This window comes from Paracoccus maritimus (genome assembly GCF_025195095.1).
GTDB classification, from domain to species: Bacteria; Pseudomonadota; Alphaproteobacteria; order Rhodobacterales; family Rhodobacteraceae; genus Paracoccus; species Paracoccus maritimus.
Genome location: NZ_JANAVZ010000006.1, coordinates 134,428 through 146,543 on the forward strand (window position 1 = coordinate 134,428; position 12,116 = coordinate 146,543).

A 12,116-nucleotide genomic window follows, 5' to 3' on the forward strand; every position below is an offset into this window, starting at 1 on the left:
TCGGCGGCGGGCGCTGGAAGCTGCTTCAGACGTCCTTGACCGGGGCGGTCGGATCCTTCGGCTCTGCAGGGTCCACCGGCTTGATCGGGCGGCCCGCAGCCACCGTTTCGGCAGAGCGCAGCCTGACACGCTTGATCCGGCGTGGATCGGCATCGACCACCTCGAACTCCACCCCGGAATCGTGCGAGATGACCTCGCCCCGCAGCGGAACACGCCCGGTCAGCATGAAGATCAGCCCGCCAAGCGTATCGACCTCTTCGCCCTCGTCCTCGCTGGCAAGCTTCAGGCCGGTTTCGGCCTCGACCTCGTTCAGCGGCGCGCGCGCCTGGATCAGCCACTGACCGGGCTTTTCATTGACCCAAAGCCCGCCCTCGTCCTCGTCATGCTCGTCCTCGATCTCGCCGATGACCTGCTCGATCAGGTCCTCGATCGTGACCAGCCCATCGACGCCTCCATATTCGTCGATCACCAGCGCCATATGGGTGCGTTTCTGCTGCATCTGCTGCAGCAACACCCCGATGGGCATGGATGGCGGCACATACAACATCGGTCGCAGCATCGGGCGCAGCGTGAACTTGCCGCCCTGCCCGAACCCGTGCTTCAGAGCCAGATCCTTAAGATGGATCAACCCCAGCGGGCTGTCCAGGGTGCCGCGAAACACCGGGATCCGCGAAAAACCGTGCTCGCGAAACATCTCGACCAGATCGTCAAGCGTGACGTTCAGGGGTGCCGCGATGATCTCGACCTTCGGGATGGCCACGTCGTCCACGCGCATTCGGCGCAGGTTGACCATGCCAGGCGCAGGCGATGCCACCGGTCGCTGTTCGTCGGCGTCCTGTTCCTCATCTTCATCCGACCCGGTCAGGGCATCGAAGAAACGTCCGAAAAATCCTCGTGAACTGGGCAAATCACGACCATCGCCTCCGACGCCATCGGCCGGACCGGCGGCGTCGTCACCAAGGGACGTTTCGGGTAATCGTGGCTCGGAGTTCATCAGACCTTCTCGTGATAGGGATCGGGAATATGCAGTGATTTCAAAATCGAACGCTCGGCGCCTTCCATGGTTTCCGCATCGGCATCGTTCTGGTGATCATAGCCCAGAAGATGCAGCGTCGCATGGACAAGCAGGTGGATAACGTGATCTGCGAAGGGCTTTTCCTGCGCCCGCGCCTCGGCGTCGCAGGTGTCGAAGGCGATGGCGATGTCGCCCAGTTCTTCCTCATGCGGCAGTTCGGGGCGCGCGCCGGGATCGCGCGGAAGGTGCTCGACGGACGGCCAGGACAGCACGTTGGTGGCCTGCGGCTTGCCCCGGAAATCAGCATTCAGCGCGGCGATACGGGCATCGTCACAGCCCATGACAACGACTTCGCCGCCGATCCCATGCCAGCCAAGCGCCGCGGATATGGCGCGGCTGGCCAGATCTTCGAGACCGACGGTTTTCCATCGGTCGTCCTCGATGACGCAGTCGCTGGTGATCTCGTCAGGCATCGTCTCGTCGTATCGCACGCCGCGGCGCATAGCCCCCGCGCGTCCCCTCGGTTTCGCCGCGCGCAAGGGCCGCGGCATCCTCGGCGTCATAAGCGTCAATGATCCGCGCGACAAGCGGATGACGCACCACGTCCCTGGCAGTGAAATAGCTGAAGCTGATCCCCTTGACGCCGTCAAGGATGCGCTCGGCGTCAACCAGTCCCGACTGCATGCCGCGCGGCAGGTCGATCTGGCTGCGGTCGCCGGTGATCACCATGCGCGACCCCTCGCCCAGACGGGTCAGGAACATCTTCATCTGCATCTGCGTAGCGTTCTGCGCCTCGTCCAGAACCACGAAGGCGTTGGCAAGCGTGCGGCCGCGCATGAAGGCCAGCGGCGCGATCTCGATCCGCTTTTCCTCGATCAGCTTCTGCATCTGCTTGCCGGGCAGGAAATCGTTCAGCGCGTCATAGAGCGGCTGCATGTAGGGATCGACCTTTTCTTTCATGTCGCCGGGCAGAAAGCCCAGTCGTTCCCCGGCCTCGACCGCCGGTCGCGACAGGATGATCTTGTCCACATGGCCATTGATCAGCATGGTCACGCCGACCGCGACGGCCAGATAGGTCTTGCCGGTGCCGGCAGGTCCGATGCCGAAGGCCAGTTCGTTTTCGAACAGCGCCCGCACATAGGCTTTCTGCGCATCGGTGCGCGGCTCGACGGATTTCTTGCGGGTGCGCAGTTCGTAGTTCCCGGCACCGAACATCTCGATCTGTTCGGCGGGGCTGGTTTCCGAGGTGCTGTCTATGCCCATGCGAAGCGCGGCCTCGATCTCGGGCAGGCCGACGGGTTTGCCCTGTTCCAGGCGCGCATAAAGACCGCGCAGCAACTGGCTTGCCTCGGCCTGGGCCTCCGGTCCGCCGACAACGGCAAGCTGGTTGCCCCGGCGCAGGATATGAATGCCAAGCGCCTCCTCAATCCGGGCGAGATGCCGGTCGTTGGCACCGCACAGATCGATCAGCAACCTGTTGTCGGGGAATTCCAGCAGGGTTTCAGCGGGATGGGTCGCGACGGGTGGCGTTGGGGTCAGGCCCAAAATATTCTCCAGCTCAGTCCTATATGTACATGGTGGCGGTCCAAGGGGATTCGCACAAGATCCAGTCGCGCGATTGCACCGCATTCCTGCCAGCGAGTGCGGCAAAATTACGGCAGCGGGACGATGTCTGCCATCTTGGCTGGCAAACACCTCGCGTCATGTCGTGTCCTTTCCCAGAAATCCGGTCAGCGGCGCCGCATCGTCCATGTCGGCCACGGCCCCCTGCCATGCGATGGAACCGTCCTGCAACAACGCCACGCTGTCCCCGATCGCCCGCACCGAATCCATGTCATGGGTGATCGTGACGGCCGTCGCGCCGGTCTCTTCGACGATGCCGCGGATCAGGCCGTTGATCCTGCGGGCGCGGATCGGATCCAGTCCGGTCGTCGGCTCGTCGAAGAAGATGACCTGCGGATCGTCTGCGATGGCACGGGCCAGACCCGCGCGCTTGGCCATACCGCCCGACAACTGGGCGGGCATCATGTCGGCGGTTTCAGGCCCAAGACCGACGCGCGCAAGCTTCTCGATGGCAATGCCGCGCGCCTTCTGGCCGGACATGCGCTGCCGCAACCGAAAGCCGACATTTTGCCAGACCGGCAGGCTGTCGAACAGCGCCGCGCCCTGAAACAGCATGCCGAAGCTGTCCAGAAACCGCGGCCGCGCATGGCGATCCAGCGGCCTCCCCTGCCACAAAATCAGCCCTTCGTCCGGCGCCTCGAGGCCCAGGATACATTTCAGCAGAACCGACTTGCCGGTCCCGGACTGCCCGATGACGCACAGGCTTTCGCCCTGTCCGACGTGCAGATCGACCCCGTCCAGAACCGTCCTGGCACCAAAGGATTTTCGCAGACCCTCGATCCGTATCATTCGAAGAACAGCCCGGTCAGGATGAAATTCGCGGCTAGTATTCCCACGGCCGCAGCCACCACCGCAGATTTCGTCGCGCGTCCGACCCCTTCGGCGCCACGGCCCGAGGCCATGCCGTACCAGCATCCGCTGACCGCCACGATCAGCCCGAAGGCGGCGCCCTTGATCAGACCCGAAATCACGTCCCAGCTTTCAAGATAGGCCCAGCTATTGGCCAGATAGGAGGCCGAATTGAACCCCAGCGATTGCGTGCCCACCAGCCAGCCGCCCATGATGCCGATAATGTCGCCGACGCCCACAAGCACCGGCACCGTCAGCATTGCCGCCCACAGGCGCGGCGTGACCAGCCAGCCTGTCGGATCGGTGGACAGCGTCACCAGCGCGTCGATCTGCTCGGTCACTTTCATCGTGCCGATCTCGGCCGCGATGGAACTGGCCACGCGCGCAGCCACCATCAACCCGCCCAGGACCGGTCCAAGTTCGCGCACCATGCCGATGGCGACGATGGCCGGTACCACGTCACTTGCCTGAAACCGCGCACCGCCCGAATGGATCTGCAACGCCAGCGCGGCGCCGGTGAACAGCGCGGTCAGCGCCACGACCGGCAATGACAGCCAGCCGATCTGAAAGATCTGCGCCGCCAGCAGGCGCGGACGGAGCGGGCGCAGATGGAACAGCCCGCGCAGCGTGAACAACGCCACCGCGCCGACCGCGCGCAGGCCGCGCAGCGTGGCGCGACCGGACAGCCGAACAGGGTTCACAGATAGACCCGCTCATAGCGCTGCCGCAGCGCCGTCAAAATCTCGTAGCCGATTGTGCCCGCATGATCGGCCAGCATGTCAATAGGTTGTTCCACGCAGATCAGATCAAGATGATCCGGCACCGTCCGAAGTTCGGTGACATCCGCCGTCACAAGATCCATCGAAACGCGCCCCACGATCGGACAGGCAATGCCATCTGCGTAAAGGCTGGCACCGCTGGACGACAGCGCCCGCAGGATGCCGTCTGCATATCCCGCCGCGACCGTCGCGATGCGTCGCGGCGCGGTGGCGGTCCACGTCGCGCCATAGCCCACGAACTCGTCCGGGGCGACAGGCCGGGTCTGGATCACCGGCAGCGACAGCCGCACGACCTGCTGTGCATCGGCAAAGGGCATCCCGCCATAAAGGCCGACGCCCGGGCGCACCAGGTCGAAGTGATATTCGGGGCCCAAAAGGATGCCGCCTGTCGCCGCAAGCGAAAGTGGGACGTTGCATCCATCCGTCATGGCGCGGAACGCCGCCAGCTGAGTGGCATTGGCCGGGTGATCTGGTTCATCCGCGCAGGCCAGATGCGACATGATGAAATCGGGGCCGGCGTCCAGCACCTCGGCGCGGATCGCGGCCCATTCCGCGGCCTCCATCCCCAACCGGTTCATGCCACTGTCCAACTGGATCGCGAAACGCGCGCCGGGCCGAATCGCGCGGTCGCGAAAAAACTGTTCGGCACTGTTCAGGACCGGCACCAGCCCGTCCAGATCGGCCCCCGGCATATGTCCCGACAGCACGTTGATCGTCGCATCATCGGGAAGATGCGGGCGGATCGCTCTGCCCTCTTTCGCCAGCGCGACGAAGAAGTCGCGCGCACCGGCCTGATACAGCGCAGGCACGATCCGGGACGCACCAAGACCATATCCATCGGCCTTGACGACGGCCGCCGCACGCGCCCCCGGCGCCCTGGCCGCCAGCGCCTTCCAGTTGGCCACGATGGCCGCGATATCGATCTGCAAACCCATCGGGATGGCTTGCCCCCGGCCCCGCGCGAGGTCAAGGGGGCTTGAGGTTGGCGCACCTTAGCAAGTTTGCAGTTTGCCTATTCAGTCATGCACATAGTTTGCAAATTTTCCTGATTTTCCTTTTCCGCATCCTTGTCCCAAGCTACCGTGCCGCAACCTGATCGGGAGGCCTGCGATGAAGGACATTCTGCAAGAGCTGGAGCGTCGGCGCGACGAAGCCCGTCTTGGCGGCGGCCAGCGACGTATCGACGCGCAGCACAAGCGCGGCAAGCTGACCGCGCGAGAACGGATCGAACTGCTGGTCGATGAAGGCAGCTTCGAGGAATTCGACATGTTTGTCGCCCATCGCAGCACCGATTTCGGAATGCAGGACGAAAGGCCGTACGGCGACGGCGTGGTGACAGGCTGGGGCACGATCAACGGACGCATGGTTTATGTCTTTTCGCAGGATTTCACCGTCTTCGGCGGATCTCTGTCGGAAACCCACGCCCAGAAGATCTGCAAGATCATGGACATGGCCATGCAGAACGGCGCGCCCCTCATCGGCATCAACGATTCGGGCGGCGCGCGCATCCAGGAAGGCGTTGCCAGCCTTGCGGGCTATGCCGACGTGTTTCAGCGCAACATCATGGCCTCGGGCGTGATCCCGCAGATCTCGGTCATCATGGGGCCGTGCGCGGGCGGCGCAGTCTATTCCCCGGCGATGACCGATTTCATCTTCATGGTGCGCGACACCAGCTACATGTTCGTCACCGGGCCCGACGTGGTGAAGACGGTGACCAACGAGGTGGTGACCGCCGAACAGCTTGGCGGCGCCGCGACGCACACAAGGAAATCCTCGGTCGCCGATGGTGCGTTCGAGGATGATGTCGAAGCCCTGTCCGAGATTCGGCGGCTGTTCGACTTCCTGCCAATGAACAACCGCGGCACCGTGCCTGTCCGTCCTTTCTTCGACGACCCTTCACGAATCGAGGAAAGCCTAGACACCCTGATCCCCGACAATCCGAACCAGCCCTACGATATGAAAGAGCTGATCGTGAAGGTTGCGGACGAGGGCGATTTCTACGAGATCCAGAGGGATTTCGCGGGCAACATCATCACCGGCTTCATCCGGCTGGAAGGCCGCACGGTCGGCGTCGTCGCCAACCAGCCGATGGTTCTGGCGGGCTGCCTGGATATCGACAGCAGCCGCAAGGCCGCGCGCTTCGTGCGTTTCTGCGACGCGTTCGAAATTCCGATCCTGACCTTCGTGGATGTTCCGGGCTTCCTGCCCGGAACCGGCCAGGAATATGGCGGCGTCATCAAGCATGGCGCGAAACTGCTGTTCGCCTATGGCGAGGCAACCGTGCCGAAGGTCACGGTGATTACCCGCAAGGCCTATGGCGGCGCATATGACGTCATGGCGTCGAAACACCTGCGCGGCGATTTCAACTATGCATGGCCCACGGCGGAAATCGCGGTGATGGGCGCCAAGGGCGCGGTCGAAATCCTGTATCGCAGCGAACTGGGCGATCCAGACAAGATCGCCGCCCGCACCAAGGATTACGAGGACCGCTTTGCGAATCCCTTCGTCGCCGCCGAAAAGGGCTTCATCGACGAAGTGATCCAGCCACGCTCGACCCGGCGGCGCGTCGCGCGTGCCTTTGCCAGCCTGCGCAGCAAGAAGCTGTCGAACCCTTGGAAAAAGCACGACAACATTCCCCTGTAAGTTGCGGATTTTCATGAAGATGCACAACTGTGTGAATGATGCAGCGCAGCCACAGCTTGGCGGCGTTTTGCCGAGCCCCGACAAGGGTGGCTGTCTGGATCATTGCGGCGCGGCTATCATCGCGGCGCGGGCGGCCCGTCAAGAAGCCGTCCCGAACCCGAGCAGCCGGGCGCATCATCGCCCGCATTACAGGAGCAAGACACCATGTCGAAGAAGTTCATCCTCGGCCTCGTGCTGGTATCGGCCTTCGCCGCCTGCCAGCGTCAGCAGCCCGAAGTCGATGTCTACACGCCCGCAGTGGACCCGGTCACGACCGAGCCTGTTTACCAAGGGAAATACGGCGCCAACTGATCGCCCATATTCCGACTTTGCGCGCGGGCGGCACGGCTGCCCGCGCGCCTCGCGCCGCGCCTTAAACGGAGCAGCGCCATGCTGAAACATCGCGGCTTTCCCAGCCGACTTCCCGGCACCGATTTCCAGTTCACGATCCGACGCGAGAACAAGAAAGGGGCCACGCCCCTGTCTCGCCGCGAACGGTTCCGCGACCGCAAGCCCGCCGATCGTCGCGCCGACGCAGGCTTCCTGGCAGCCTTGATCGAGAATTTCGGCGATGAGCCGTTCGAACGCGGCAACCTTGATGCCGGCCGCCTGTCATGGCTGCTGGGACGCGAGGTGATCGCCGTCGGCGATCTGGACCCGGTCAGCTATGATCAGTTGCTGCGGGTCGATCTGGCACGCGCAGAAGCCTCGTTTCCCGAGATTTTCTCGTCGGGCGAAATGCCCGAGGAGCCGGACTGGGATGACGAGGGACGGGACGACGAAATCGACCCGGCGGAGAACCTCTGATGCGCGATTTGCCGCCAAGCAGGGCATTTTCACAGCGATGTCAGTTTGCTGCTGTTGCTGTCTGTGCAATATTGCCCGCGCGAACTTTCAATTCGGGCCCGGACGGCCCCCAGAAAACAGGCAAGACAACATGCACGTCTCGAAACTTCTTCGCATCGCTGGCATCACCGTGGTCGCAGCAGGTCTTTCGGCTTGCGCTCAGCAGGGCTACGGCACGGCCACCGGCCTGTCCCCGGACGCGCAGCGCGCCGCTGGCGGTGCTGTCGCGGGTGCCGTCATCGCCAAGGCACTGGACGAAGACATCGCGACCGGTGCCGCGCTTGGTGCGGGTGCTGGCGCCCTGTGCGACGACGCAGGTGTCTGTCAGCGCCGCTACTGATCTCCGCACCGCAAACGAAAGGCGGCAACCAGACGCGTTCCGCGTCGTTGCCGCATTGACAGGAAGGCCACCATGTCCAAGATTTTTGCAATGCTCGTCGTCGTCGGTGCCACTGCCGTCGCAGGCTGCACGCAGGGCATCAACCCGACCGATACCGACCGCGCCCTCATCGGTGCCGGCGTCGGTGCAACCGCAGCCCATGTCGGCGGCAAGAATGTCATCAAGGGCGCCGCACTTGGCGGTGCCGCCGGTGCGCTCTGCGACGACGTCCGTCTGTGCCAATAACCAACTGACGCGCGCGCACAGCGCGCGATCACTGCCTTATCCGACCGTCCGCGACCTGATCGTCGCGGGCGGTCTTTTCACGTCAGACGTCGTCCCGGAGCGCCCATGTTCAAGAAAATCCTGATCGCCAACCGCGGCGAGATCGCCTGCCGCGTCATCAAGACCGCGCGCAAGATGGGCATCGCCACGGTCGCCGTCTATTCCGACGCCGACCGCAATGCGCTGCATGTGAAGATGGCCGACGAGGCGGTCCATATCGGACCGCCACCGGCCAATCAGTCCTATATCGTGATCGACAAGATCATGGAGGCGATCCGGAAAACCGGTGCCGAGGCCGTCCATCCCGGCTATGGCTTCCTGTCCGAGAACCGCAAATTTGCCGAAGCGCTGGAGGCCGAGGGCGTGGCCTTCATCGGTCCGCCCGCCTCTGCGATCGAGGCGATGGGCGACAAGATCACCTCGAAGAAACTGGCACAGGAAGCGGGTGTCAGCACGGTGCCGGGCTATATGGGCCTGATCGCCGATGCCGACGAGGCGGTGAAGATTTCCGATCAGATCGGCTATCCGGTGATGATCAAGGCCAGCGCCGGCGGCGGCGGCAAGGGCATGCGGATCGCCTGGAACGAGGAAGAGGCGCGCGAAGGCTTCGAATCCTCGAAGAACGAGGCCGCCAACAGCTTCGGCGACGATCGGATATTCATCGAGAAATTCGTCACTCAGCCGCGCCATATCGAAATCCAGGTTCTGGCCGACAAGCACGGCAACGCGGTCTATCTGCATGAACGCGAATGTTCGATCCAGCGCCGCAACCAGAAAGTCATCGAAGAAGCCCCGTCGCCGTTTCTGGACGAGGCCACCCGCAAGGCGATGGGGGAACAGGCCGTCGCCCTTGCCAAGGCTGTGGACTATACCAGCGCGGGCACGGTCGAATTCATCGTCGATGGTGACAGGAACTTCTATTTCCTCGAAATGAACACCCGCCTTCAGGTCGAACATCCTGTGACCGAGCTGATCACGGGCGTCGATCTGGTCGAACAGATGATCCGCGTGGCCGACGGTCAGAAGCTGCCCTTCGCGCAGTCGGATCTGAAGATCCAGGGGTGGGCGATGGAAAGCCGCCTTTACGCCGAGGACCCCTATCGCGGCTTTCTGCCGTCGATCGGCCGCCTGACCCGCTACAACCCGCCGGCCGAGATCGCGGCCGGGCCATTGAAGGCCAGCGGGAACTGGGTGAATGACAGCGAGGGCGATGACAGCCCGGTGGCCGTGCGCAACGATACCGGCGTTTATGACGGTGGCGAAATCAGCATGTTCTATGATCCGATGATCGCCAAGCTGTGCACCTGGGCCCCATCGCGCGCCGAGGCGATCGAGGCGATGCGGATCGCGCTGGACGAATTCGAGGTCGAGGGGATCGGTCATAACCTGCCCTTCCTGTCGGCGGTGATGGATCATCCGAAATTCACCTCGGGCGACATGACGACCGCCTTCATCGCCGAAGAATATCCCGAAGGCTTCAACGGCGTCATGCCCGACGACGCGCAGGTGGTTAGGATCGCGGCAGCGGCTGCCGCCATGCACCGGATCGGAGAGATCCGCCGCAGCCGGATCAGCGGACGCTTGGATAATCATGAACGCCATGTGGGCGAGAACTGGGTGGTCTTCGTCGGCAACAAGGATCTTTCGGTGCGTATCCACGCCGACCGCGAAGGGGCCACGGTCCGGATCGCAGACCGCGATTTGCGCGTCGAAAGCGACTGGAAACCGGGGCAGTCGCTTGCGCGACTGACCGTCGACGGCGCCCCGCTGGTGATGAAGGTCGATCGTATCGCGGCCGGATTCCGGGTGCGGACGCGCGGCGCCGATCTGAGGGTTCATGTCCGCCGCCCGCGGGCCGCAGAACTTGTCCGGCTGATGCCCGAGAAAATCGCGCCCGACACATCCAAGCTGTTGCTGTGCCCGATGCCGGGTCTGGTCGTGAAGATCAATGTCGAAGCCGGCGACGAGGTGCAGGAGGGACAGGCGCTGGCCACGGTCGAGGCGATGAAGATGGAAAACATCCTTCGCGCCGAAAGGAAGGGTGTCGTCAAATCCGTCAACACCGAACCGGGCCAAAGCCTGAAGGTGGACGATGTGATCATGGAGTTCGAATAAGGCCTTGGACTGGCAAACGCTGTTTCTGAACGACCGGGTTGCCGCCGCCCTTGTCACCGCCATTGTCGGCGGCGGGGTGGTGGCAGCCGGCTGGTTCTGGACTCATGCCCTGTCGCGCCGGCGCGACCGGGTGCTGCGGCTGGAACAGGTCTCGGACATTCAGCGCGCCCTGCTGGCCGAGATCCGCGCCCATGTCGCCGCGCTGGAACAGCAGCAAGCCACCGACACCTCGGCGGCAAGTCAGGCGCTGCGGGAAAAGCTGCTTGGCGATCAGCATGTGCCGATTCTGCCCCATGATGCCAATGACCGGATATTCCGCGCCGTGGTCGAGCAGGTGCATATCCTGCCGGAAAACGTCATCGACCCGGTGGTGCGCTATTATCGCCTGATCGCCGTCAGGGTCGCGCTGGCCCAGGACATCCGCCGCAGCGCCAAGGCACAGCCGGATCGTGCAGGTGCGATGCTGGACGACTATCTCAGCCTGACGGACGAGACGCGTCAGGCGGGCAATTTCGCGATGCTGGTGCTGAGCGCAAGCCTGCAGGGCGGCGCGTCGGCCGTGCGGGCCTTGCTGAAGGCGTTGCAGGAAAAGGAACGCGAGGCGGCAACATCCGCCGAGAACGTGATCGAGGGTTCAGGGATCGAGGGTTCAGGGGCTGAAGACCTGGACGATCCTAGTAGAACACTTTCGGACCGGAGATACCCTTGATGGGCGGCAGACCGATGACGGCAGCAATCTCATTGGAATTGCTGGCTTTCAGCAGCCGCCGAACCAGTTCCTCGGTGGCATCCGCAACCGTCTCACGCGGGTTGCGCGCGGCCGGAACGGCCGGTTCGGACGTGTCGATCTTGCGCAGTGCGGACTGGTTGGCCATGGGTTCACCTTTCGACTTCACGGAACGCGATACTGGCGCCCGTATACTGAAGATAGGGGCCGACGCCGCGTTTCGCAACAAAAACCGGTTTTCGGCCAGTCGGTTCCGCAACGGTCATTCCCCCAGATCGGCACGCCCGATTTCCTGCCGACGCAGCGGAAACTTGTCGATGGCCCTGCTGATCTCTCGGACATCCCACGGAAAGGGCTTGCGCAGCTTCACCTGCCCGTCCTTATCCATGATCACCAATGAGAACCCGCGTGGATGCAGTTGCCGGCGCCACGCGCTTGTGGCCTGTGGATCGGCGTCGATGACGACCACCACATCGCGATCGGCCAGCATCCGGGGCTGGGCGCGCAAGGCGCGCATCTGTTCGCGGAAGGCCGGATCTTCGGGGGTGTCGGAAAACACCACGATCGGACGCGAGACCCAAAGGAAATCGTCCGGCCCGACCTCATCGGCACCATATTCCAGCAGTTCCGGACGCGCGGTGCCGGTATCCGGGGCGGACGGCATCTCTTCGGGACTCATCGGGCGGGATTGCGGCGCCTCGGGCGCGGCCGGCGGCGGCGCCTCGCGCGCAGGCCCCATGGCGGCCAGCGCCACCGCGAAAAACAGGAATTTCAAATTCATCGGCACCTCATCCTATCCTGAATATAGGATGCGGC

The 12,116-nt window shown here is 63.5% G+C and carries 15 protein-coding genes; 7 read left to right on the forward strand and 8 right to left on the reverse strand.

Features of this window, described 5'->3' with window-relative positions; genetic code table 11:
• Positions 1–25: 25 nt before the first annotated feature.
• The 6 genes from MU516_RS11965 to alr form a co-directional block, all read right to left on the reverse strand.
• The gene (locus MU516_RS11965) at positions 26–994 is read right to left on the reverse strand and encodes a transporter associated domain-containing protein (protein WP_260277431.1); all 969 of its coding nucleotides are present in this window, start codon (positions 992–994) and stop codon (positions 26–28) included.
• Positions 994–1,488 (reverse strand): rRNA maturation RNase YbeY, encoded by a 495-nt coding sequence (gene ybeY, locus MU516_RS11970; protein ID WP_260277433.1) that lies wholly within the window; start codon positions 1,486–1,488, stop codon positions 994–996. The genes MU516_RS11965 and ybeY overlap by 1 nt, the downstream gene beginning before the upstream one ends.
• Positions 1,481–2,560, reverse strand: a complete 1,080-nt coding sequence (locus MU516_RS11975) for a PhoH family protein (protein ID WP_260277434.1) — start codon at positions 2,558–2,560, stop codon at positions 1,481–1,483. The genes ybeY and MU516_RS11975 overlap by 8 nt, the downstream gene beginning before the upstream one ends.
• A 156-nt stretch (positions 2,561–2,716) precedes the next feature.
• Positions 2,717–3,427, reverse strand: coding sequence for an ABC transporter ATP-binding protein (locus MU516_RS11980; RefSeq protein ID WP_260277435.1), 711 nt, complete (start codon positions 3,425–3,427; stop codon positions 2,717–2,719).
• On the reverse strand, positions 3,424–4,188 hold the full coding sequence (locus MU516_RS11985) for an MlaE family ABC transporter permease (protein WP_260277436.1): 765 nt from the start codon (positions 4,186–4,188) through the stop codon (positions 3,424–3,426). The genes MU516_RS11980 and MU516_RS11985 overlap by 4 nt, the downstream gene beginning before the upstream one ends.
• Positions 4,185–5,201, reverse strand: coding sequence for an alanine racemase (gene alr / locus MU516_RS11990; protein ID WP_260277437.1), 1,017 nt, complete (start codon positions 5,199–5,201; stop codon positions 4,185–4,187). Before alr ends, MU516_RS11985 begins: the two co-directional genes overlap by 4 nt.
• Before the next feature lie 175 nt (positions 5,202–5,376).
• Between alr and MU516_RS11995 the strand changes: the two genes are divergently transcribed.
• The 7 genes from MU516_RS11995 to MU516_RS12025 all read left to right on the forward strand — a co-directional run bounded on the left by MU516_RS11995 (position 5,377) and on the right by MU516_RS12025 (position 11,282).
• The gene (locus tag MU516_RS11995; RefSeq protein WP_260277438.1) at positions 5,377–6,909 is read left to right on the forward strand and encodes an acyl-CoA carboxylase subunit beta; all 1,533 of its coding nucleotides are present in this window, start codon (positions 5,377–5,379) and stop codon (positions 6,907–6,909) included.
• Positions 6,910–7,113: 204 nt separating this feature from the next.
• Complete coding sequence (locus MU516_RS12000) at positions 7,114–7,260, forward strand: hypothetical protein (protein WP_260277439.1); 147 nt, start codon at positions 7,114–7,116, stop codon at positions 7,258–7,260.
• Positions 7,261–7,338: 78 nt separating this feature from the next.
• On the forward strand, positions 7,339–7,755 hold the full coding sequence (locus MU516_RS12005) for a hypothetical protein (protein WP_260277440.1): 417 nt from the start codon (positions 7,339–7,341) through the stop codon (positions 7,753–7,755).
• Between the two features lie 130 nt (positions 7,756–7,885).
• On the forward strand, positions 7,886–8,134 hold the full coding sequence (locus tag MU516_RS12010; protein WP_209055863.1) for a hypothetical protein: 249 nt from the start codon (positions 7,886–7,888) through the stop codon (positions 8,132–8,134).
• Between the two features lie 72 nt (positions 8,135–8,206).
• Positions 8,207–8,419 (forward strand): hypothetical protein, encoded by a 213-nt coding sequence (locus tag MU516_RS12015; protein WP_260277441.1) that lies wholly within the window; start codon positions 8,207–8,209, stop codon positions 8,417–8,419.
• Positions 8,420–8,524: 105 nt separating this feature from the next.
• On the forward strand, positions 8,525–10,573 hold the full coding sequence (locus MU516_RS12020; protein WP_260277442.1) for an acetyl-CoA carboxylase biotin carboxylase subunit: 2,049 nt from the start codon (positions 8,525–8,527) through the stop codon (positions 10,571–10,573).
• Between the two features lie 4 nt (positions 10,574–10,577).
• Positions 10,578–11,282 carry a hypothetical protein gene (locus tag MU516_RS12025; RefSeq protein WP_260277443.1) on the forward strand — a complete coding sequence of 235 codons (705 nt, stop codon included), beginning with the start codon at positions 10,578–10,580 and terminating at the stop codon, positions 11,280–11,282.
• On the opposite strand, the gene MU516_RS12030 is transcribed toward MU516_RS12025, so the two are convergent.
• Both MU516_RS12030 and MU516_RS12035 read right to left on the reverse strand, forming a co-directional pair.
• Complete coding sequence (locus MU516_RS12030; RefSeq protein WP_260277445.1) at positions 11,248–11,448, reverse strand: hypothetical protein; 201 nt, start codon at positions 11,446–11,448, stop codon at positions 11,248–11,250. The genes MU516_RS12025 and MU516_RS12030 overlap by 35 nt on opposite strands.
• Positions 11,449–11,562: 114 nt before the next feature.
• Positions 11,563–12,081 (reverse strand): DUF4174 domain-containing protein, encoded by a 519-nt coding sequence (locus MU516_RS12035; RefSeq protein ID WP_260277446.1) that lies wholly within the window; start codon positions 12,079–12,081, stop codon positions 11,563–11,565.
• Positions 12,082–12,116: the final 35 nt, after the last annotated feature.

Coding starts and splice junctions, on each gene's coding strand:
- MU516_RS11965 (WP_260277431.1), bottom strand. CDS start 994: ATGAACTCCGAGCCACGATTACCCGAAACGTCCCTTGGTGACGACGCC.
- ybeY (WP_260277433.1), bottom strand. CDS start 1,488: ATGCCTGACGAGATCACCAGCGACTGCGTCATCGAGGACGACCGATGG.
- MU516_RS11980 (WP_260277435.1), bottom strand. CDS start 3,427: ATGATACGGATCGAGGGTCTGCGAAAATCCTTTGGTGCCAGGACGGTT.
- alr (WP_260277437.1), bottom strand. CDS start 5,201: ATGGGTTTGCAGATCGATATCGCGGCCATCGTGGCCAACTGGAAGGCG.
- MU516_RS11995 (WP_260277438.1), top strand. CDS start 5,377: ATGAAGGACATTCTGCAAGAGCTGGAGCGTCGGCGCGACGAAGCCCGT.
- MU516_RS12000 (WP_260277439.1), top strand. CDS start 7,114: ATGTCGAAGAAGTTCATCCTCGGCCTCGTGCTGGTATCGGCCTTCGCC.
- MU516_RS12005 (WP_260277440.1), top strand. CDS start 7,339: ATGCTGAAACATCGCGGCTTTCCCAGCCGACTTCCCGGCACCGATTTC.
- MU516_RS12010 (WP_209055863.1), top strand. CDS start 7,886: ATGCACGTCTCGAAACTTCTTCGCATCGCTGGCATCACCGTGGTCGCA.
- MU516_RS12015 (WP_260277441.1), top strand. CDS start 8,207: ATGTCCAAGATTTTTGCAATGCTCGTCGTCGTCGGTGCCACTGCCGTC.
- MU516_RS12020 (WP_260277442.1), top strand. CDS start 8,525: ATGTTCAAGAAAATCCTGATCGCCAACCGCGGCGAGATCGCCTGCCGC.
- MU516_RS12030 (WP_260277445.1), bottom strand. CDS start 11,448: ATGGCCAACCAGTCCGCACTGCGCAAGATCGACACGTCCGAACCGGCC.
- MU516_RS12035 (WP_260277446.1), bottom strand. CDS start 12,081: ATGAATTTGAAATTCCTGTTTTTCGCGGTGGCGCTGGCCGCCATGGGG.